Consider the following 22,378-nt stretch of genomic DNA (forward strand, 5'->3'; position numbering starts at 1 on the left):
ATCATTGGGGAACAAATTTAAGATTGTAAGCGCATGCAGATGTAAGGAAGTAGACGATCTTACGATGGGTATTCAAATGTACGATATGGATTCATCCCGAGGCATCGTTTGCCACCTATCACCATTCGCTCACCGAGTTATGACTGCAGCAGCAGCCTATGTTGTACTTTATGCAACCATTTGACTTTAATTGGGGGTCAGATCGCCTCTATATTGTACTTAGTACAACCATACATGCGCTAAACCGCTTATATCTCACTTTTTCGCAGCAAATGGTTGTATATTGTGCAACGAAAGACCGGATTCACGGTCAGAACACGCCGTTATGTTGTATAAAATGCAGCATAAGCCTTCTTTTTACTTTCAGCTCCGCCAACGAACAACAAAAAAAAGATGACCCCTATACATTTAGGGATCATCTCTAGTTACTAACCTTACGTCTGCCCTTGCAGTCTCTGAGCCAGCTTGCCCTGCACGAACCAAGCATACACCGCAAACCCCGTCAGCAGAGCTACGGCTGTTAACAAAAATGGCAAAGCGTAATGATTGGCGGCCAAAATGTACCCCGCCCAGTACGACGCAATCGTATTGCCGATACTCCGTGAAACCGTCCTCATCCCTGCAAAAACATTGCGGTCTTCTTCGGCAACGGCGGACATGCATTCGCTGTCCATCATGTTGTTCAGCATCGTAAAGCCAGTGCCTCGAATCATCAGCAGCACGGCGAAGACGGAGCTAGGCATAGTAAGCGCCATCAGTCCTACCACTACGATATTATACAGAAACAGGAATACGAAGGCATTGCGGCTGCCCATACGCTCCATTAGATACGGAACGAGAAGTGAACCGACAAAAAAGAACACACCGGAGAGAGCTAGCAACCCAGAGATGCTGCTGTCCTCCATCCCAAATCTAAACTTCAATATGACGTTGAGGAACGGACTCAACAGTCCAAAGGTAAAGCCAGAATTAAAGATAAGCAATGCAAGCAGGAACATGAGCGAATAGGCATGCGCTTTCTTGATCTTGACTGAAGACGGAGCTGCGGAAGTCTCTGACTTTTCGGTTGCAACGGATCGGTCGTTGGCAGACGGAAGCAGCACTCCCCTTAGAATACCGGATAGCCCCAAACAGCCGCCAGCTACGAAAAAGGCGTATTGGTACAGCGTGCTGTGCCCTGGCAGCCACAACGGGAGATAGCCTCCCAACCATGTGCCAATGCCGGTGCATAAGGTAAAGATCGCAAACAGCAGCGAGTAAGCGCTGGTCTCTTCTTTTTTCGTGCGGCAATATTGAAAAATCAGCTGGATTTCCGAATTCACAATGGCGCTAATACTAAGGGACCAAGTGAGCTGTGCGGTGGTAATCATGCCGACACTGGTGCCGAATCCAAAAATGATTAACGCTAAAAAAGCCAGCAGCATACCGATAACAAGCATCGTTTTACGGCCTATGTATTTGACGACGATCCCTGCCGGGAGACTGGTCAGCCCCACGGTCAGTGCTCCCAGCGAGGTGATGCGCCCCACGTCCTCTTTGGAGAAGCCGAGGTCCAGCAGATGTAAGTTTAAAATCAAGTTGAAAATACCAGCGCCGATGCCAAATAAGCTTTCAGTGGCAATAAATCGTTTGACGCCAGGGGATAAATCTCGGAATAAACCGACTGTGTACGACCACATAGCTGCTCCCTTCCTCTTGCTGTATGAACCTATCTTACATGTCAGGGGCGCAGGGTTCAACATGAATCATAAAAACCGGAACCCCAACGGAGTCCCGGCCCTCTTTTACCCAATCCATCAATAGTAAGTAAACATTTGCCTAATATCCACCCTGCCCGAAAGATTGTCACAAATAGCCACATTCTTCCGGACTTCCTCGGCATTCCGCATACCGATCAGGGCAACATCGACATGAGGATTAGAAAGCACAAACTGGATTAATGCCTCGGTATAATCAAAATGGTTTTCCGGATGCACCATCGCCATCCAACGTTGAAAAACTCCTGAAGTAAACGCCCGCATAACCGCAATACCCAAGCCTGCTTTTTCCGCTTCAAGTATACTGCCAAAGGGTCTGTTCGGATCATAGGGATGCTGCATCAAGATATTGTAACAAATCTGCATGATATCAAATTGCCCGCATTGGATGAAATCATAGACAGCTCTGTTCGAATCTTCACTCGTAAAGCCAATAAATCGAACCAAGCCCTCCGCTTTGAATTGCATCATTTGCTCCAATATCCCTTCGTGCAATACCTGTTGCACATCTTGGTCCTTGTAACTGGTACCGTGAAGCTGAAAAAAGTCTAATCGGTCGGTCTGCAGGCGCTGCAAACTCTGTTCAAGGGATCGCCTCAGATCATCAGGAGGGCATATTTTCGCTTTGCTTGCCAAAAAAACAGCGTTGCGGCTGCCCTTCAAAGCATATCCCATCAGTTCTTCGCTTTTTCCACTTCCGTATCCGGGTGCCGTATCGAAATAATTAATTCCTGCTTCAAGTGCGGCATCAATGGCTGCGATAATGTGGTTATTGTTCTCCGGCAAATCGGGATTGTACTCCTGCAAATAATTCCTCAATCCCGCTGGAGCTCCGCCAAAGCCGATCCGACTTACCATGACATTTGTTTTTCCGAACGCTACATATTCCATGTTTTTACACTCCTTATTCATTAGTTAAAAAACAAAGAGGCAAGGATCCCCTTACCTCCAGCAAATAATTTTAATTTTGAGCTAGTCGCTTTTTGTACTCGACATTAAACTCTTCCGTAATTTTTTGGTAGTTCGGATCCTTTTTCAGCGTGTCAATATATTTATCCCAATCTTCCAATGCAATTTTCCCGATGATGACTTGCGTTTTCATATCGGCGATTTTTTTCTTGTAATCGGCACCCAGCTTAATATCCGTATCCGATACAAGACCAATTGCCGGATTACCAACGGAAACCTTCGCTCTTTCTTCCGTGATTTTCATGTTTCGCTGATAAACCTCTTTGGGCATGCCAGCCGCATATTGCCACAAATCAACGACTGGTGTACTGAACATTTTCCCCCATGTTGCTGTTCCTACGCTGTCTGCCACCGCTTTATCATTCGATACTTTTAAACCGTCCGTAAGCGTATAATGAACATCTTTAATCCCATACAAGGTTAAATCCAGCCCTTCGCCGCCGGAACCATAATTCACGAAGTTTAAAATAGCTTTCATTTTTTGTTCTGGAACCGATTTCGGTATAGCCAGTACACCATTCATCCCTGTACCTTGGGGCACATAAGGCTTGCCTCCTGCTTTGGGAGCTAAAGAGACCATCGGCGTCCATTCGACCTTCGGATCTTTTTTCCATTGGTCCATTGTGTATCTGAACAACGCCTCTGGCGTCTCATTCGTAATTCCCGCTCTACCGCTTGTAGCGAGCTCCCAATATTGGTTTTCTTTCAAAACCGGGAAGTCCTGCGGAATTAATCCTTCTTGGTACAGCTTGCGCTGGTAGACCAGCGATTCTCTCATTTCCGGTTCAAGATACATGTTAACCAGCTTACCGTCTACAGCTTTCCACATGCCAACTGTCCCCAGGAATACTTCGTCAATGGTTGCTGATCCCCGCATCGTAAAACCGATTGTATCCTTTTTGCCATCTGGCGCATTATCCTTAAACGCTTTCATTACCGTATAAAGCTCATCCATATTGGTCGGCATTTTCAGCCCGAGCTTATCCAGCCAATCTTTACGAATGTCGAAAAATCCGCCGCCATCCAAAGGCCTTCCTGCTGGAATGGCATAACTTTTGCCATCAATTTTGGTATTGCTCCACGTTTTCGGATTAATGGACACCAGGTTCGGATAATCTTTGATATACGGTGTCAAATCCCAGAATGCTCCCTGCTTGACCATTTGCCGGAATAAAGCCGTTGTGATATCCGGAATTTTGATCAAATCTGCAATATCGCCTGCGGCCAGTGCCACATTGACGCGGTCCGCGTAATCGCTCCCCGGAATCCATTGCACCGTCAGCTTCGTATTCGTTCTTTTCTCAAATTCTTTCAGAACCGGATTATCAGCACCCGGCGGCTGGGTAATCGTAAAGTCGGTCATAACTTTAATTTCGGTAGGCTTCGCTGGCGCTTTGGTCTCTTCCTTCGTTGTAGTCGTCCCTCCATCTTTCGCCGGAGCCGAAGAAGGTGCAGAGGAACAGGCGACTGTAAGGGAAAAGGATACAACTAACGTAGATAAAACGAGAAGTTTTTTCATTTTTAACTCATCTCCCATAAATGTAGTTGATAGACCGGTTCACCTTGCCTGAATTATACCGTCCAGCCACTTTCACTAACTTTGCTTGTATAATAAGCATCGTCAATGTGCAGGCCAAAGCCAGGAGTCGAAGGAACGGTGATTTTACCATCCTTGATGCTATAACCGGAAGTGTCGATACCTGGAATCTGCGCCTCATCCCATTCAACAAACATAAACCCTTCAATGGCTGGATATACCTGAGCGGAAGCAAAGTTACCATAGAAACCACCGTAATTGTGTGGTGCTGCTTTTACTCCGCTTTTAGCCAATCTTTTGGCTAATTTCAACCAGTTCACAATGCCATAGTCCTTCAAATCGTATTGAATCGCGTCGATCAGGCCTTGCTCCGCCCATTCCACAATCGGATCGGCCGCTAACCCTTCACCGTCTGTGATCAGCACGTTCAATTTCTCCTCGCGCAGCCACTCCTTCAGATTACGGTAGAGCCTGTCATCTTCGTGAAAAGCTTCCTCTATCCACAACAGGTTGGATTGTGCCGTTTCTTTCAACACATGTTTGGTTAAGTTCAAATTGTACCCATTGTTCGCGTCAATGGAAATGTTACATTTTGGACCGACCACATCCCTAATCCCGTTCACAACAGCAATATCTCTTTTGGTGCCTTCCATTAAATCCATATGCATCGCGCCACGGCCTACTTTAATTTTGAAACCGCGGAAACCTTCGTTATAGCCTTGCATGGCTTCTTCCTGGAGCAATGCAACCGCGTCCCGCTCTGAACTCAGGTGCAAATCATCAAAGTACAAGGATGTATCATAGCAAGGAACCGTTAGTGGGGATGTCCACTCTTTTTGGCTCAATAGTTTATACACAGGCACTTCTCTTACCTTTGCCAGCCAATCAAATAACGGGAATTGAATGCTTTGGAACCGGTCTTTGATCCATTGTTCTTCACAAAATATTTCGCTGACTGTAGCTCCGATCATGGCTTCAGCAGCTTCCCGAGAGACGCGAGACCAGCTGTAACCCGTGATGCCCCCAATTGTAATTCGCACCAGAGGAAAACTTACTTCCTTTCCGTGTACACCAAGCCTTGCATTGCAGCCAGCCAATCTTCTGCGTTCACCCTTCATCATCACTTGCTCGATTTTCTCAATCTTCCAATTGTTATTCAAGTCAGAAAAGTTATTCATGCTACTCAAATCTCCTTTATGGTTATATTTATTTGTTTGGCAAGCCTGCCGGAATAATACATTGGGATTATCCTTTAACAGACCCCAACATAACACCTTTGGTAAAATGTTTTTGCAAAAACGGGTATACCATCAAAATAGGAAGCGTAGACACGACAACTGCGGCCATCTTGATCGTTTGAGTAGGCAGCTGCTTATCCGAAGCCATCTCTACCGCCAGTGCTCCGCCGACCGAAGTATCGGAATCAATGAGCATGTTGCGCAGGACAATTTGTAATGGGACTTTTGTAAAATCATTAATATACAACACGGCACTAAAGAACGTATTCCAGTAGGCCACGGCATAAAACAACCCGAATGCGGCCAGCGATGCGACAGAAAGCGGTAAAATAATTCGGAAAAAGATGCTTAGGTCATTACAGCCATCAATCATTGCAGCTTCTTCCAACTCGACAGGAATGCTGTCAAAGAAGCTTTTCATCAAGATCACGTACCAGCCGCTGGTCAAAACAGGGACAATCAACGCCCACACACTGTTTATGAGCCCCAAATCGCGGACTAATAAATACACGGGGATAATGCCCGGATTAAAAAGGATCGTAACCATCACCATGATCATCATGACTTTTCTTCCGCGCAGTCTTTTACGGGATAGTCCGAATGAGAAGGCTGCTGTTATCATGAGGCTTAAAAGGGTTCCCACTGTTGCCAGAAAAGCACTGACCCCAGTTGCACGAATGAAAGCAGATGTGGAAAGCAAATATTCATAAGCGCCCACACTCCATTTGCTCGGGAACAGGACAAAGCCGTATTTCTCTATGTATTCACTAGGTTCCGTAAAGGAAACAACGAATACGTAATACAAGGGAAATAACGTAATAATGCCAATGACAACAAGCAGCAGAACAATCGCCATCCCAAATATTCGGTCTCCAAAGCTTTCTCTCATTGCCTTCCCTCCTCGGAGTTTTCGTTTAATACACACCTTCTTCACCGAAGCGTTTGGCCAGCCAGTTAGCCCCGATAACAAGCACAAGTCCAATCACGGATTTAAACAAACCGGCTGCCGTTGTATAGCTGAATTGTCCTTGTTGGATCCCATTGCGATAGACATACGTTTCGAAGACGTCAGCAACGTTTGCTACGGCGCCATTGCTCATCAGAAACACCTGTTCAAAACCAACATCCATGATTTGCCCCAAACGCAAAATTAAAAGGATAATGATAACGTTACGGATACCCGGTAAAGTGATGTGCCACATTTGTCTAATCCGGCTGGCACCATCGATTTTCGCCGCTTCATAAAGCTGCGTGTCAATGCCTGTCATCGCTGCAAGGAAAATAATCGTTCCCCAGCCTGTGTCTTTCCAAATGTTTTGGCCGGTAAGCAGCCCCCAGAAATAATTTTCATTCGTCAAAAAATCCATTTTTGGAAAACCCGCATGTTCGAGCAGCATATTCACAATCCCATTTGATTGCGAAAGCAATAAAAAGGTAATCCCTGCGATAATAACCCACGAAAGAAAATGCGGTAAATAGACAATGGATTGAATTACGCGTTTAAAATATTTGTTGGTTACCTCATTCATGCAAAGCGACAATAAGATAGGAAGTGGAAAGAAAAAGACCAGACTCAACAAGCTAATCATCATGGTATTTCGAAACAATAGAAAGAAGCTGGGATTTGTAAAAAAGCGAACAAAATTTTCAAAGCCTACCCAAGTGCTTTTAAAAACGCCCATATAGGGGGAATAGTCCTGAAAGGCGATAACTAGCCCCCACATCGGGTAATATTTGAAAACAAGAAAATACAGGATGCCTGGAAGAACCAGCAGATATAAATACTTGTCACGTTTGAATTCGGACCATAGTGAAGTTCTTGCCTTTCGTTGAATAAGTTGCTCGTGATTCGCCTTCGTCACTTGGATGCCCATGTACCAATCCTCCCTTACAATGCTTGTGATCAGCTGATGGCCTAAATGTAAATCACCAGCCTACTTACCGCAATAATAATAAATTTTTACTATGTCTCGAAAAATTTCCGGCTATCGTCTTTTTTTGAAATGAACAAAAAAAGCCCCTCAAACATGAAGAAGGGCCGCTTTGAGATGGATATTTTACTACATCGATTGCGTGTGCTTTTCCCGATACTGCCGGGGAGTGATGCACTCACTCTTTTTAAACATTCGGATCAGATAGGACGGTTGATAGTGCAGCTGCTCCGCGATATCGTTGATTTTCATATCCGTTGTCACCAACAGCTCTTTGCATTTCTCAATTCTCATCCGAACCATCGTATCGATAAAATTGATTCCGTTGATTTGCCTGAACACCTTGCTTAACTTAGATGGGCTCATCTGCAGCTGATCTGCATACATCTCCAGCGAAACGTCAAGTAAGATGTCTTTCTGCATTTGCAAAAGCAAATTATCGATCATTTCCCTTAAATTGCTATCGTAGGTTATCGTTAATGCTTTAACGAAAGGTCTAATTAGCTTATATTGAAACCATTCCAGGATTTGATCCGGCTCGGACAACTGCATAAGCTGCTCATAGAGATGAACCCCTCCATATAAGGAGAAAAGGTCTATTTCATGCTTGATCATCGCATTATGGATCGTTCCGAGCAGTTTCATCATCCCTTGGTGAACCATGAATTCAGCGCTATGATTGGTTTGCAGTTCAAGCATGAATTGCTTGATGAGCCGCATGGCTTCCTCTTCCAGCCCCATACTGACGGTATGCACAATTTCTCTTTCCAGCTCAAAAGGGAACTGATTCTGGCTTGTATTCGTCAGCATGAACTGATTCATATCCAACATTTGATTGGACGTATGGTGGTCACGAAAGCGGAGAGCTTTTCTTGTCTGCTCCAGAATCTTGGGTATGTCCTTTATCGAATCGGATATTTTACTTGTCACAATTGTAACTTTCATATGCAGAACATTATTAACCGCGACGATGTAGTCATGGGCAAGTTTGTTGAAATTCGCTTTAATCGCTTCATTGGACTTGTCAGGATCCAGAACGAAAAATACACCAATGGATAAATCCTGAAAGTTAATGATATGCACCATATCCGATATCTCTGTGCACAGCTCTTTAATGATATTAGAAGCCGCAAAGGTAACCAACTGGGCATCCCGCTCTGAAAATTTTCCTCCTAATTCAGAAATACCGTGAAACTGTGCGACCATAATGGCAAATCTTTTCGATTCAACATCCCAATCCAGCTGCTTCAACTTCTGAATAAGCTCAGATTCCGTGTGTGAATACAAATTGCCTTGTGAAAATTGCAGTAAAAAACTTTCTCTAAGCGCAGGAATGGACTGCTTAATTTGGATAGAAAGCTCTTGCTCTGCTTGAAGCTGCAGCCTCCATTGATGCTCGATATACGTAATTTCGTTTTTTTCGTTCGATCGGTTTGTTCTGGAATTTTCAAAAAGACGCTTTACCCGATATATGGGATCGTATATTTTGTTGGAGGCAAACCATGCAAGCAGCAACCCGATGATTAAGCCAAACATACTAATCCAGACAATAAGAGTGGATAAGGCAGTTACAGGTGCTACGATTTGCGATACAGGCGTAGCAGTGACAACCGTCCATTTACTGCCTAACTTAGAAATACTCCCATACGATACGTTATATTTTTTGTGGTTCCAATCGAATTTGAACATATTCTCATTGGCATTTTCTACAGATATTTGACTTTTTAATGCATCTTCCAGCTTCAGCAGCTCTTGACTGTCTTCTTGTCTTGGAGGAGTCGTTAAGTAGTCCCCATTCTCATTAAAAAGAAAAGCGACTCCTTCGCCTGAGACGAGTTTCTGAACCATTGTGTTTAATTTATTTTGGTCCAGGTAAATAATAAACATTCCGAAGGAACCATACATTTGTCCACCGGGGAGCTTAATAATGATCGCTTTATTTATCGTGTCCGGCATATTTATCTTTTTTAAGGAATAATCCCAATAGATCGTTCGCTCTTGATCCAGCAAAGAATTCAACAAGTTTCGATCCTCATCGGTTCGGACAGACTCAAACCCGGCCTCATCACCGATGATTTTATCTGAATCACGTAAATACAGGTTTACACTGTTAATAAGAGAATTCGACTCCGTAATAAGTGAAAACGATTTCATAAGTTCGTTTGTTTTTTGAAATTCCTGGACGAAATCCAACTCCTTCAAGGTCTCGTCCAAACTCCGGTCAAAAGCAAGCCGCACCACCGAATGCTCCAGATTCGCCATATAATCGTTCAATTGCTGGATCGAGGAATGGAGCTGATTCTGATGAGCCTTATTCACTTCGGTTTCGATCCGATCTGTTCCGATATAGTAAATAATGACGCCTATAAAAGCAATAGGAATGCAAGTAATTAACAGTACAATACCTAAGTTTTTCCAGAATATAGTTCCCCTGCTTTTACTCATTTGCTTATTCATCCGTTCATCTTCACACCCATCGCCTATTTTGGTTGTATTGAACAATTAATTCGTCACGCTTGTACATATTCCTCCAGCGGTTCCCTTTTTATACCATTCAAACTTCTTGTGGAAAGTTTGATTTAAGCTATTTTATCCCACGATTTTCAGACTGAATTGGCATAAGATAAGGGTATATTAGCCGTATAGATGTACAAAGGAGAGATTTTAATGTCTGAGGTCGTTCTTAACCAGTAATTTCATAGTGCAACCCGTTTTTTTGGCGTACGCGAGTAAACCGTTCAATTGGACAGGTTTGTTTTGTCGTGCACTACGGGCAGGTTGCATGTGATGCTGTTAAGAACATCATTTTCTCCCTAAGCGGACTGGAAACGATTGTTGTTTCCAGTCCGCTTTTTTTTGTACCCAAAAGGAGGCATTCATGTGAACAAGTCCACTTATCAACGTTTGGAATACGACCGCATTAAACAGCGTTTGGCCGACTTTGCCATGAGTTATTTGGGCCGCGCCCACATTCAAAACATGGAACCAGTCATTGAAATGGCCCTCGTGGCAACCCTGCTTCAAGAGACCGAAGAAGCGCTAAGTGTTATTGCCCACGGAGCCAGTGTGCCGATCCCGTCCCTGGAAGGCATTGAGCCGCTTATAGGCACTTTCGGGAAAGGATTTATTTTTACACCACAGGACTTTATGCACGTCGCCAGATTCATCGAAAGTTCACAGCAGCTTAAAAACTTTATGAAAAAGAAAGAATCCGTCAGTCCGCGCATCGCTTCCTATGCGCTATCCTTATACGAATTGCATGAACCGTTGGCCGAGATTCGGCGCTGTATCCGCAACGGTCAAGTCGATAACGAGGCGAGCGCTGCTTTGTCGCGTATCCGCAAAAAAATGAACATCCTCGACGACCGCATGCGCAAGAAACTGGACACCGCTTTGTCCAAATACCGCAGCTATTTGCAGGATAGCGTTATCTCGACAAGAGGAGGCCGGTACGTATTGTCCGTGAAGAAGGAACACCGCAAACAAGTTGGCGGCGCGGCGCTGGACGAGTCGGCAAGCGGGCAGACTGTCTTTATTGAGCCGTCTGATATCGCTGATCTGCATGGCGAGCATTTACACCTGCAGGCCGAGGAGGCTGCGGAGGTAACAAGAGTGCTTAGCGATCTAACGGATCTGATCGAACATAGCAAGTATGAAATTTCAATCAACTTGGAAACGATTGGCCATTACGACTTTATGTTCGCAAAAGCCAAATACGCGAAAACAATCGACGGACGAACGGTCAAGCTGAACGATCGCGGCCGGATCTCCATACATGGCGGCCGTCATCCGCTGCTCGGCAGGCATTCCGTTCCGCTTGATATCCGCATCGGCGGCGAGTACCGCGCGCTTGTTATTACAGGACCGAATACGGGAGGCAAGACCGTTTCACTGAAAACCGTCGGACTGCTAACACTTATGGTGCAGTCGGGTCTGCTCGTTCCGGTAGGAGAAGGAAGCGAATTCGCTGTATACAGATCCGTTATGGTCGATATCGGTGACGGACAAAGTCTTGAGAATTCGCTCAGTACCTTCTCTTCGCATGTCAAAAACGTGATCGGCATTCTCAAAGAGGCTGGACCCTCGTCGCTGGTCCTTCTCGACGAACTTGCCTCAGGAACCGACCCTGGCGAAGGAATTGGCCTATCGATTGCTGTGCTGGAGGAACTGTACCGCCGCGGAGCTACGGTCATCGCGACGACGCATTTTAACGAGATCAAAAAATTTGCCGCCGCTGCGCCCGGCTTCGAGAATGCGCGTATGGAATTTGATAGCGAAACGCTTGAGCCCCTTTACAAATTGACGATTGGTCAAGCCGGCTCCTCCTACGCCTTCTATATCGCGCAAAAACTCGGTATGCCGCCAGCGCTCATCGAAAGATCAAAGATGATCACCTACGAGGCGACGCAGCACTCGCCCGAAGCGCCTGCAATAGCTGCGGCGTTTACAGGAGAAACACCTCCTGTAAACGTCCCGTTAAAAGAAAAAAAAGAGCGAGCGCCGATGCCGAATTTCGCTATTGGCGACTGCGTCTGGGTGCACTCGCTGCGCCGTACAGGCATTGTGTGCAGTGAACCGGATCATCGCGGAAACATTACGGTGCAAATCCAAAAGGAGAAGGTGCGCATCCACCGCAAGAGAATGTCGCTTTATATTGAGCGCAGCAAGCTATATCCGGAGGGAGACTACGATATGGACATCGTGTTCGAATCGAAAGACACCCGAAAGAAGCGTAAGCAGATGAGCAAACGTCATGTTGAGGGGATAACAATTGAGTATAAGGAGAATGAGTAACCGGATATCTACGGTTCGAAATACGAAAGCCCATGAGTTTATTTAACTCATGGGCTTTTCTCATCATAGTCATTCTTCAGGATTCAACACAGGCAGCAGCCGGTCTCGGATCGCTTTCATTATAGCTGGGGCGCCAGCGGTGTCACTGTGTACGCAGACCGTCCCGATGTCTGCATATTCCGGATTCTCTAACAGCTGAGCCACGCGCGATGCGATGTCCGCAGGCGAACCAATCTCATCGAGCGTCCATCCGAACATCTTCACCTTGCCATCCGAATACGGACGATCAGCGAAGTATTCATGAATGTGCCGAATGCCGAGGCGTGCCGCACTCCTCGAAGTATTGCAGCCGGGTAGGGTAAATATGCTGAGCGAAGGGTCAAAGGCGTAAACGGCTTCAGTAAATGCGTCGGAAAGCGCCTGATCGTCGGATGCCATCATATAAAGAGCTCCGTGAAGCTTCACATGAGCCATAGTCATTTCTTCCGCCCGAAGGAACGCGTCGAGCGCCCCAAGCTGATACAACGAGAGATCATACACTTCATTCGGCGACATTTGAATATACCTGCGACCAAAACCTCCACGATCTGGCAGTCCGATGTGAGCGCCTACTCGTACACCGTGCTTTTTGGCAAGGGCTACCGTCTCCCGCATGATGCGAGGGTCCCCGCCATGAAAACCGCAGGCAATGTTGGCAGAAGTGATGAGCGGCATCATCTCTTCATCAGCTCCATAGCGGTAGACGCCAAAGCTTTCCCCCATATCACAATTTAAATCTATTGCCATCCTCACAGCCCCGGTTCTCTCCTTGGGGATGCCATCTGTTCGTAATCGTAAGCGAACCGCAAGAGATCCGCTTCTGCGAACGGCTTTCCGACCAATTCAAAGCCTACGGGGAGATGACCGGCGAATCCTGAGGGAACCGACATAGCCGGAAGGCCGGATTGTGAAGCGATGACCGTATTCGTCGGGAACGTTAGACAGCTCCACTTCTGGGCGTACAATTCCTCGCGCTTCGGCGGCAGTACTTGAACGGTCGGATAGAGCAAGAAGTCGACTTCATTGTCCAGCATCAGGTGAACGATGGCGCGCCGGAATTCCTCTTGACGTACCCGCGAGCGGTAATAGTTCTCGTCACTCTCCGGCTCCTCCGGTCCGGCGTTAATGTCGTGGAACAAGTCGTTCATTGGATGAAAGGCATTAGCATCGTATACTTCCTTGAAGCTCTTGAGTGGAACGTTTGGACGCTTCTGCAAGAAGTTGTTGATGTCTTTCTTCGACTGCAAGGTGTATAGCGATGTTTCGGCAATCCACTGGTCCATATTAGGAAGCTCTATCTTATCCACGACCTCGACGCCTTGCTCCTTCAACCAGCTAATCGTGGAGAGAATCCTGTCGTTCACAGGAGCACAGTCCCTATCACTGTCTGGACCGAATGCACTGGTGAGTACGCCTACTCGGTACTTCTTCATGCTGGCGCCTTCGAGCATGGCCTCGTACTGTCCCGCATGCGCGGTTTGAGCGGTTGCGGCTGTAAAAACATCGTTCCGATCAAAACCGACGAGTACGTCCATGAGCTTTGCAGCGTCTTTAACTGTACGTGTAATCGGGCCAGCCGTGTCTTGAAAATGTACAAGCGGAGAAAAACCGTTACGGCTGATTAAACCAGTCGTGACGCGAAGGCCGAATAAATTATTAAAAGAAGACGGTAATCGAATGGATCCACCTGTATCTTCACCGACACCAATCAGACCGAAATTCGAAGAAATACCGGCGCTCGTACCCGCGCTTGAACCACCGGATTCACGATCAAGATCATAAGGATTTTTCGTGTGATCTGTCATTGAGGAAAAGGAGAACCACCCTGCTGCGAAATCACACATACTCGTCTTCGCAAGAATGATCGCCCCTGCTTGGCGGAGCCGCTTAATCAGCGAGGCGTCTTGTTCCGGTACGTAATCCGCGAATGCTATGGAACCGAATGTTGTGCGGATGCCGGCCGTCTCGGCTTGGTCTTTCACAAGCACGGGCACCCCGTGCAACGGGCCTTTGAACTCGCCCGTTTCGGCAAAAAAAGCATCCAGCGCCTTCGCTTCATCCAGCGCTGAGGGATTAACAGTTACAATCGCTTGTATACTAGGGCCTTGATTATTATAAGAATCTATTCTATCTAGGTACCATCGTACCAAATCTGCTCCAGTAACGATCTTTGCCTTCAAAGCTTCGTGGAACGACTCCACGGAAGCTTCCATATATGTAAAAGTATCCATACGATCAACTCCTTTTTCTGTCTATGCAAATATGCTACAATGTCAGCAATGAATCTCCCTGGCTTGGTCGGAGAGACGCGTTGGCAGACGCATCTCTCGCTGCTGATTCCATTGCTATTTTGCTGCTGCCGTTTTGGGAGCAACGACGGATGACTTCTTAGAAATCATCCAATAGGCAATAGCGGATATGATGATTCCACAAATCGCAGTAGATACACTAGGAAACTGGTAATTGGCGAAAAGAGCAGCAGCTGAACCGATTCCCCAAGCAAGGAAAGGCTGGTACCGAATATTGCCGTCGATGGCAGTCGACGCTTTACGCGTTACCAGCTGGTCCATAATGATAATCGTACCGATTGGCGGCACGATCACACCTAGGAGATTCAGCCAGTTGATGAAGTAACCCCATATACCAAGCGCCGCAACCAGAATGCCAATAATGCCGAGTAAGATGGTCATTGTGCGCATCTTGGTCCCCGTAATGTGCGACCAACCGACGGCTCCATTGTACAAGCAGTGTGAGCAGACCGTTCCTAGATTAACGAAGAGAAACAGCACCGCGATCCAAGTTAAAAATCCGCCTTTCGCCACAATGACACCGAATACGTCACCTGAGCCGCTTAGTGTTGCTGCAGCAATAACACCTCCCACGATCATTGCAATCAGATTTGAAATGGGGAATGCCGCAAATGTCGCAATTAATGCGTGATTACGATTTTTTGCCCAGCGGGTAAAATCCGACGTCATCGTTCCCGAATCCGCGAATAAGGCGAATACGAGTGTGACACCGACCCAGAACGCCAACGGGGAATCAGGATTACCGGCATAGGCCATAACGGCATGCCCGTTCCCGACAGCTTCCACGGCAGAGTACAATCCTAATACGAGAAACAGAGGTACGGATATAATGCCTATCACAGACAATGCCTTGATACCTAACAGCGTCAACAACAAGTACAATACACCCGCAATCACCACGATGAGCACTTGATTCACACCAAATGCACTCCCCATACTAACGCCGGTTAAGCCCGTCTGTACAGCAAACCACCCTATGACGAGCGTAGACAAGAGCGCGGAAGAAACCATATATCCTTTTCGCCCAAAGGTCTTTGAAGCTTGCAGGGAGAAATTATACCCGTCCTTCGCCCCAAGCATGCTAAGGAGTCCGACATAAGCAAATAGCAAGGCATTACCAAGAACCATTGCAAGTATGCCCCGCATGAAGCCCAACCCATGTACGAGCGTGGCGCCGGTGACAGCACCGGTAATAATCATTGGAAATCCAACCCATACGGACATAACGGATAACAAAGACTTTCGTTTATCAGCTGGAACGGGTGTATGTTCGTACTCGCTCTCAAAAAGCTCATTATCAACTGATGTTTGACTCATTTGAATACACCTCCGCTAATTCTAATTTTCAACTCCCACTCTTTTCTTGGAACCTTAAACGCCTTACAGCTCATGTCATGGCATTCACCCCCTTCATGAATTTACTTTTTATTCGATAGAGCTTTTAAAACCACATCGCAAGTATAAATCAGATGATCGGCGATCTTCTCGAGAAGCAAGGGGAGGTTACGCTGCTGAATCAAATCCAAAATCTCGCGGTGCTGAATATGCGCTTCTTGAAAATCGTCAACGGAAGACGAATAAATCGTCATGTAAGGCTCTACTTTATCCCAAACATTCTTAATCAGCTCGAGCACATGCGAAGACTTGGAACATTCATAAAATCGTAAGTGAAAGAGCTTATTCAACTTCCTCCATTCTGTCACGTCCATGTTTGGATTGGCCATTGATTCCAGGATGTCTTCCAAGACCCCCAGATCAGTATCTGTTATATGTTCAAGGGACCACTCCGCGGCGAGCATTTCAAGGTGTTTGCGGATGGTGAACATTTGCTTCACTTCTTCCACCGACAGTTCGTTGACGGTCACGCTGCGCCTTTCGAATGTAATAAAACCTTCCGCCTGCAGCATACGCAGCGCTTCTCGCACAGGCATGGTACTGACGCCAAACAATTCCGCTATCGTGCGAATCGATATTTTCTTCCCAGGCGGGATCACCCCAAGAGTAATGCGTTGTTTTAACCGGTCGTACACTTCGTTATTCACTGATGGCACTTTGATTATGTCACTCATTCGCTTACCTCCGTGATTTGTGATATGTGATCACACTTTTTAAATTAACATTATTATGACAAGACCAAGACGAAACGTCAATACTATTTAAGAAGGCAATTTATATCCTATTAAAATAAATGAGGGCCGCCCCCAAGCAGGGGCGGCCCTTCATTTATCACTTGCTTAAGCTCTTAAATCTTTTTACCTGCTCGGTAATGGCAATCTCGGTAGGTAAGCGCTCTACGCTGGAGGCTCCGAAGAACCCCGCTATCCCGTTGGTTTTACCTAGCACATACTCAACATCTGCCGGTTCAGATATCGGACCACCATGACAGATGACCAATATATCCGGATTAATAGATTTACCGGCCTCATAAATACGTTGAATGAGCTCCGCCGATTCATCAAGTGAAAGCGCCGTCTTGGCTCCGATGCTGCCCTTCGTCGTTAGTCCGACATGCGCGACAAGCACGTCCGCACCGGCCTTCGCCATTTGAATCGCATCGTCCTCATTAAAGACGTATGGGGTTGTCAATAAATCCAAGGCATGAGCTTTACGAATCATCTCGACCTCCAGCTCATAGCCCATCCCCGTTTCCTCCAGGTTTTGCCTGAAGGTGCCGTCGATCAAGCCTACGGTAGGAAAGTTTTGCACACCCGAGAAACCCATCTCTTTCAACTGCTTCAGATATACATCCATCAAACGGAAAGGATCTGTCCCGCATACCCCGGCCAATACAGGCGTATTTTTGACAATAGGCAGAACCTCGCCGCCCATCTCCATAACAATCTGATTGGCATCCCCATATGGCATTAATCCGGCTAAGGATCCCCGACCTGCCATCCGATAACGCCCGGAATTATAAATAATAATCAGATCGACGCCGCCTTCTTCCGCACATTTCGCCGATAATCCCGTTCCCGCTCCTGCTCCTACAATGAAACGGCCCTGTTCAATTTGCGACCGCAATCTGCTTACGATTTCCTTTCTTTGCATCGCCATTGTTTTCTTACCCTCTCTTATTTCGTTCTATTAATTGAAGCAAACTATCTGCAATTACTTCAGCTACGGCCGGATCATTAATATCTTGCTCCATATCAATCATCGGAATGTTCGATCTGAGATGCTCTTTTATTCCTTCATACAACGCCCGACGCTCTTCCTTACCTTCAAAAGGCTTGGCATCCATATCCAGCAGAGAAACGCCATCTTTAGGAAACACGACAATGGTCGGAGCAATGCCCGCGTTCAGTTTAGTAGCTAATAACCGGCCCAGTTCTCTGTTCTCCGCTATGGTCGTTCTCATCAATGTTGTTGTCGGGTTGTGCTGGTAAAAGATTCGCTCCTTGAATTGCGCCGGTACGGTCTCCGGTGGACCGAAATTGACCATATCGAGCGCCCCAACCGAAACAACCTGCGGAATACCCGCTATTCCGGCTGCTTCCAGACGATTTGGTCCGGCATCGAATATACCGCCAACCAAATGATCCGCCAATTCCGTGGTCGTTATATCCGCAACGCCCTGGATATATCCCGCTTTGATTAGCTCCTCCATCGCCAATCCACCTGTTCCAGTGGCATGGAAGACAAGCAGATCGTAACCACGCTCCTCCAGGATTTCTCGTACACGTGTCGCGCATGGAGTCGTCACGCCGAACATCGTGATGCCGAGCGTAACCTTATCTTCAGTAGTCCCCTGTTCCGTCTCCATATAATTGATCATTCCTGCCAACGCGTGAGCTGCATTGCTCAGTATTCGACGGGATAGCTGATTTATTCCGGCTATATCAACGACGGAGTACATCATGGTTACATCTTTGATGCCTATATAGGGTTTCGTATTGCCCGATGCCACAGTGGAAACCATTAGCTTAGGAACCCCAATGGGTAAACCCTGCAAGGCAGATGCCGCCACTGTCGTACCCGCCGTCCCTCCCATTCCAAAGGCTGCACCTACAATTCCCTGTTTTTCGAGGCCGGTAACGATTTCAGCAGCGCCTCGGGTCATAACCGCAATAGCTGTTCCCCGATCCTTACCACTTCTTAACTTCTCAATGCTCGAACCGCCAGCTCTTGCAACTTCATCGGCGGATACATCAGGTTGAAACAACGGATTGCCAAGTACACCAGTATCTACGGTGAACGTTGTCACCCCGCAAGCTTCCAGTTTTTCTTTTACAAATAGAAACTCTTGACCTTTCGTATCCAAGGCTCCGATAAGAACTGCCTTTTTACCCATCGTTACCAGCACCTCCACGAACTGATTTCAGTTCAATCCGTTTTTCATAAATGCGTAGCAATCCTTCATACCCTCGGTTACACTGCCACCGCTTTCCTCATCCGCAGAAATCCATCCTTGATAGCCGATCTCATGAATCGCTTGGAAAATGGGACCAAAGTCAATAGAACCTTGACCGAGCACCTTCCATTCCCCTTGATCAAAATCCTTCAGATGAAAATTATCGATGACGTGTCCAAAGCTGCGTATGATTTCTGCTGCATCCTCGATACCAGATTTCACCAAATGAGCCGTATCGACTGTGAGTCCAATCGAGTGCTCTTTAATTTGATTGAAAAAGATATCAAAATCATCGCGATGCATAACGGGATTATTAAAATGATGGTGAAGTGATAGCTTCAGCCCCTGCTGTTGCGCCTCAAGTCCCAAATCCGAAAGAACGTCCGCATATCTGCGAATGTCTGCCGGGGTCACATTGGCTCTAGGAATCCCATGGCAGTAAACAATAAGTTCCGTGCCGACCGCCGAAGCGAAATGAAACACATTACGCAGCTTCTCAACACTGGCATCATCCAAATTTCCGCCTGTTATTAAAGCTGAACTGCTGCCTGATAAACCGCCCCAAGCTTCTATGAAACCTTCCGGTTTTAACAAAAAAGGGGCATATTGCGCTTCCTTTAATTGAAGTCCGTCATATCCAACGGCTCCGTATTGTTCAAAAAGCAAAGTCTGTTCCTCCGTCGTGGAGGTAGGTCTGGAAAACGCCAATTTGATCGTCATATCTATTCTCCTTCTAGCTAGATCTCATCGATTCAATTGATCACGATGCCTTCAACCAGCAACTTCACTGCTCCAAAAGCACCAAGTAAAAGAACAAGCCGCTGAAAGTATACCTGAGGAATTAATGGCAACAGCTTAATACCTGCATAAGCTCCAATTGCTATTAAGGGAAGGGTCCAAATACCAATAAGGAGAGAATCAGACGTTATCATTCCCAGATGGATGAAAAAGGGTACTTTCACGAGGTTCACGAGTAAAAAGAACCATGCGCCCGTGCCTATAAATTCTTGTTTGGGTACTTGCTTGGCAAAGAGGTAAATGGCAATGATCGCGCCGGAAACATTGCCAATTGTCGTTGCAAAACCAGCAAGGATACCCATCGATGCAATAAACCACATGGAAGATGGAAACTTGGAATCAAATCTTGCTCCCATGAAATCCCTAAGGACTTGAAGAAGGATCAGTCCGCATATAAGCGCACCCAAGAGAAGCTTCAATTGATTGTTATCGACCTTTAGCAGTACGAGATAACCACCTATAACTCCGATAAGTGCCCAAGGCATCAGGCTGATCAGATGATTTTTTATCACTTTTTTACGGTAATACGCAACCGCTATGATATCACCAATAATTAGCATCGGCAGCAAGATGCCTACAGACATTTTTGCCGGAAAAATAATGGTCACTAACATCGCATTGAAGATGCCCATAGTCGAGATACCGGTTTTCGCAAATCCAACAAATATACCGGCGAAAATAAGGATTACGATTTGCAGATAGCTCAGTTCAAACATAGATATACTCCGTTAAAAGGAATTATTCTCCTACTGTTTGGCGGTCAGGAGCCGAGTAAGCGATAATCATACGGCATGGCTCCCAACTTGTGGTTGTTGCATTATGAGGGACATTCCGTGGGATGCGCAGCATCATGCCAGGCTCCAGATGGAAGGTCTCGTCGCCAAGTGTATGATCACACTCACCGGAAAGAATGAAAATGACTTCTTCACAATTAGGGTGTACGTGTCTTGGATTGGAATCCCCCGCATGAATATAGACCATGCCGAAGGTCATTTCACTGGCTGGATCAATATCCTGGCCGCAAAGCCATTGAATTTTTCCCCAACTTTGGTTCAATACACGTGATTCATCCTGTTTTCTCAAATCTGTTATAGTCGCCATTTGCTCATTCTCCTTTTGTTGGTTTACTTAGCTGCCAGACGCTCTTTGTAGGATGCGTTCATTTCCTGGATAATCTTCTGATAGTTGGCATCTGTTTTTAGACCTGCAACGAATTTATCCCATTCCTCTATACTTACCTTGCCCATGACAACCTGTGTTTTGATATCGTTAATCTTCTTGGTATAATCGGCTCCGTATTTAATATTCGTTTCCGAGTACAACCCGATATCGACTCTTGGTGTGCTGATTTTTGCTTTGGCATCAATAATTTTTTTGTTTCTTTCAAATATTTCTTTCGGCATGCCAGGTGCGTAGGCATACATATAAGGGTCATGCTTCATAAACAGCTTGCCCATTGCTCCAGGCCCCAGGCTATCTTTAACCGCTTGGTCATTGGTGACATAAAATCCATCTTCTTTTTTATAATGGGTACCTTCAATGCCATAATTGGATAAAATGTGGCCTTCTTCGGAAGCGCCGAAATCGAGCAGCGATAAAATTTTACGCATCTTCGCTTCCGGAACACTTTTGGGAATCGCATAAACGCCTATGAAGCCGCTATTTTGCTGTTGGAAAGGTCCTTTATTCGCTTCCAACGATACGATCGGTTCCCAATTTACCTTTGGATTCCGCTTCCATTGATCGAATTGCCAGCGCCACATGGCCTCGATTGTTTCCGTCGTTATGCCTGACTTTCCGCTTGTCGCTAGATCTGTAATGTCATTACTTTTCATTACGGCGAAATCCGCTGGAATCAGCTTTTCGTCATACAGCTTTTTCTTATAAAGCAGCGCTTCTCTCATCTCAGGCTCTAATGTAATATCAATCAGGTTTCCATTCACAGGTTTCCACTTACTGCTGGCTCCAGCATAAATAAATTCAATTTGATCGTGTGTGCGCATCGTGTAGCCAACCGGGTTATTCGTGCCATCAGGATCCTTCTCTTTAAAAACCTTCATGACGTTGTATAACTCATCTAAGGTTGTTGGCATCTTCAATCCAAGCTTATCCAGCCAATCCCGGCGAATGTAAAAGGTAGTTCCACCCTCCAGCGGGCGCACAATGGGCACGACATAATTTTTGCCGCCAATTTTCGTATTGTCCCAAATCGCTTTTGGAGAATCCATCAAGTTCTTGTAATCCTTGAGATAAGGGGTTAAATCCCAAAATGCACCTTGCTTAACCATCGTCTGAAACTGGGGAACGGTCGAATCTGGAAGACGGATCGCGTCCGGAAGGTCTCCTGAGGCCAACAGTACGTTTAACTTGTCATCAAATACAGGATCTGAAACCCATGTAATATTAAGCTTCGTATTCGTCTTTTTTTCGAATTCTTTTATAACCGGATTATCCGGCCCCGGAGGCTGAGTAATCGAGAAATTTGCGAAAATATTGAGAGCTACAGGTGCCGACTCCTTACCGGTTTCACCCGGTTTCGGTGCTGAAACCTCTGAACTATTGCCGGTACACGCTGTAGTCACTACCGCTAAAAGTGATAGCATAGCGATAAACACACTCTTTTTTTGAACCATCTTCATGCCGCCTAAACCCCCT

General features: G+C 46.2%; 18 protein-coding genes. 1 reads left to right on the forward strand and 17 read right to left on the reverse strand.

The window, feature by feature from the left end; all coding sequences use genetic code 11:
• Positions 1 to 434: 434 nt before the first annotated feature.
• From GON05_RS08885 to GON05_RS08915, 7 genes are all read right to left on the reverse strand, one after another.
• Positions 435 to 1,679, reverse strand: coding sequence for an MFS transporter (locus GON05_RS08885; RefSeq protein WP_157318828.1), 1,245 nt, complete (start codon positions 1,677 to 1,679; stop codon positions 435 to 437).
• Between the two features lie 117 nt (positions 1,680 to 1,796).
• A complete protein-coding gene (locus GON05_RS08890; protein WP_157318829.1) occupies positions 1,797 to 2,648 on the reverse strand; it encodes an aldo/keto reductase in 852 nt (283 codons plus the stop codon).
• Positions 2,649 to 2,718: 70 nt separating this feature from the next.
• Positions 2,719 to 4,245, reverse strand: a complete 1,527-nt coding sequence (locus GON05_RS08895) for an extracellular solute-binding protein (RefSeq protein ID WP_157318830.1) — start codon at positions 4,243 to 4,245, stop codon at positions 2,719 to 2,721.
• Positions 4,246 to 4,298: 53 nt separating this feature from the next.
• Positions 4,299 to 5,441: an enolase C-terminal domain-like protein gene (locus GON05_RS08900; RefSeq protein ID WP_157318831.1), complete on the reverse strand. Its 1,143-nt coding sequence runs from the start codon at positions 5,439 to 5,441 to the stop codon at positions 4,299 to 4,301.
• Positions 5,442 to 5,508: 67 nt separating this feature from the next.
• Positions 5,509 to 6,390, reverse strand: coding sequence for a carbohydrate ABC transporter permease (locus tag GON05_RS08905; RefSeq protein ID WP_127454831.1), 882 nt, complete (start codon positions 6,388 to 6,390; stop codon positions 5,509 to 5,511).
• Between the two features lie 25 nt (positions 6,391 to 6,415).
• Positions 6,416 to 7,375 carry an ABC transporter permease gene (locus GON05_RS08910; RefSeq protein WP_157318832.1) on the reverse strand — a complete coding sequence of 320 codons (960 nt, stop codon included), beginning with the start codon at positions 7,373 to 7,375 and terminating at the stop codon, positions 6,416 to 6,418.
• 186 nt (positions 7,376 to 7,561) lie between these two features.
• Positions 7,562 to 9,877, reverse strand: a complete 2,316-nt coding sequence (locus tag GON05_RS08915; protein ID WP_157318833.1) for an AraC family transcriptional regulator — start codon at positions 9,875 to 9,877, stop codon at positions 7,562 to 7,564.
• 435 nt (positions 9,878 to 10,312) lie between these two features.
• Here GON05_RS08915 and GON05_RS08920 point away from each other — a divergent pair, with 435 nt between their 5' ends.
• Positions 10,313 to 12,226: an endonuclease MutS2 gene (locus GON05_RS08920; RefSeq protein WP_309491783.1), complete on the forward strand. Its 1,914-nt coding sequence runs from the start codon at positions 10,313 to 10,315 to the stop codon at positions 12,224 to 12,226.
• Positions 12,227 to 12,295: 69 nt separating this feature from the next.
• Here GON05_RS08920 and GON05_RS08925 read toward each other — a convergent pair whose 3' ends face one another.
• The 10 genes from GON05_RS08925 to GON05_RS08970 all read right to left on the reverse strand — a co-directional run bounded on the left by GON05_RS08925 (position 12,296) and on the right by GON05_RS08970 (position 22,362).
• Positions 12,296 to 13,012: a 5-oxoprolinase subunit PxpA gene (locus tag GON05_RS08925; protein ID WP_157318834.1), complete on the reverse strand. Its 717-nt coding sequence runs from the start codon at positions 13,010 to 13,012 to the stop codon at positions 12,296 to 12,298.
• Between the two features lie 2 nt (positions 13,013 to 13,014).
• A complete protein-coding gene (locus GON05_RS08930) occupies positions 13,015 to 14,496 on the reverse strand; it encodes an amidase (protein ID WP_157318835.1) in 1,482 nt (493 codons plus the stop codon).
• Positions 14,497 to 14,610: 114 nt separating this feature from the next.
• A complete protein-coding gene (locus tag GON05_RS08935; protein ID WP_157318836.1) occupies positions 14,611 to 15,891 on the reverse strand; it encodes a cytosine permease in 1,281 nt (426 codons plus the stop codon).
• Between the two features lie 101 nt (positions 15,892 to 15,992).
• Positions 15,993 to 16,643: a GntR family transcriptional regulator gene (locus GON05_RS08940; protein ID WP_157318837.1), complete on the reverse strand. Its 651-nt coding sequence runs from the start codon at positions 16,641 to 16,643 to the stop codon at positions 15,993 to 15,995.
• A 157-nt stretch (positions 16,644 to 16,800) separates the two neighbouring features.
• Positions 16,801 to 17,628, reverse strand: coding sequence for a phosphoenolpyruvate hydrolase family protein (locus GON05_RS08945; protein WP_157318838.1), 828 nt, complete (start codon positions 17,626 to 17,628; stop codon positions 16,801 to 16,803).
• Between the two features lie 7 nt (positions 17,629 to 17,635).
• Positions 17,636 to 18,865 carry a Tm-1-like ATP-binding domain-containing protein gene (locus GON05_RS08950; RefSeq protein ID WP_157318839.1) on the reverse strand — a complete coding sequence of 410 codons (1,230 nt, stop codon included), beginning with the start codon at positions 18,863 to 18,865 and terminating at the stop codon, positions 17,636 to 17,638.
• A gap of 27 nt (positions 18,866 to 18,892) precedes the next feature.
• Positions 18,893 to 19,645 (reverse strand): sugar phosphate isomerase/epimerase family protein, encoded by a 753-nt coding sequence (locus GON05_RS08955; RefSeq protein ID WP_157318840.1) that lies wholly within the window; start codon positions 19,643 to 19,645, stop codon positions 18,893 to 18,895.
• A gap of 32 nt (positions 19,646 to 19,677) precedes the next feature.
• Positions 19,678 to 20,439: a sulfite exporter TauE/SafE family protein gene (locus GON05_RS08960; protein WP_157318841.1), complete on the reverse strand. Its 762-nt coding sequence runs from the start codon at positions 20,437 to 20,439 to the stop codon at positions 19,678 to 19,680.
• Between the two features lie 22 nt (positions 20,440 to 20,461).
• Positions 20,462 to 20,824 carry a cupin domain-containing protein gene (locus GON05_RS08965; protein ID WP_127454844.1) on the reverse strand — a complete coding sequence of 121 codons (363 nt, stop codon included), beginning with the start codon at positions 20,822 to 20,824 and terminating at the stop codon, positions 20,462 to 20,464.
• A gap of 23 nt (positions 20,825 to 20,847) precedes the next feature.
• Positions 20,848 to 22,362 carry an extracellular solute-binding protein gene (locus GON05_RS08970; RefSeq protein ID WP_246238937.1) on the reverse strand — a complete coding sequence of 505 codons (1,515 nt, stop codon included), beginning with the start codon at positions 22,360 to 22,362 and terminating at the stop codon, positions 20,848 to 20,850.
• Between the last annotated feature and the right edge of the window lie 16 nt (positions 22,363 to 22,378).

Origin of the sequence: Paenibacillus anseongensis (assembly GCF_009757995.1) — a bacterium.
GTDB classification, from domain to species: Bacteria; Bacillota; Bacilli; order Paenibacillales; family NBRC-103111; genus Paenibacillus_E; species Paenibacillus_E chondroitinus.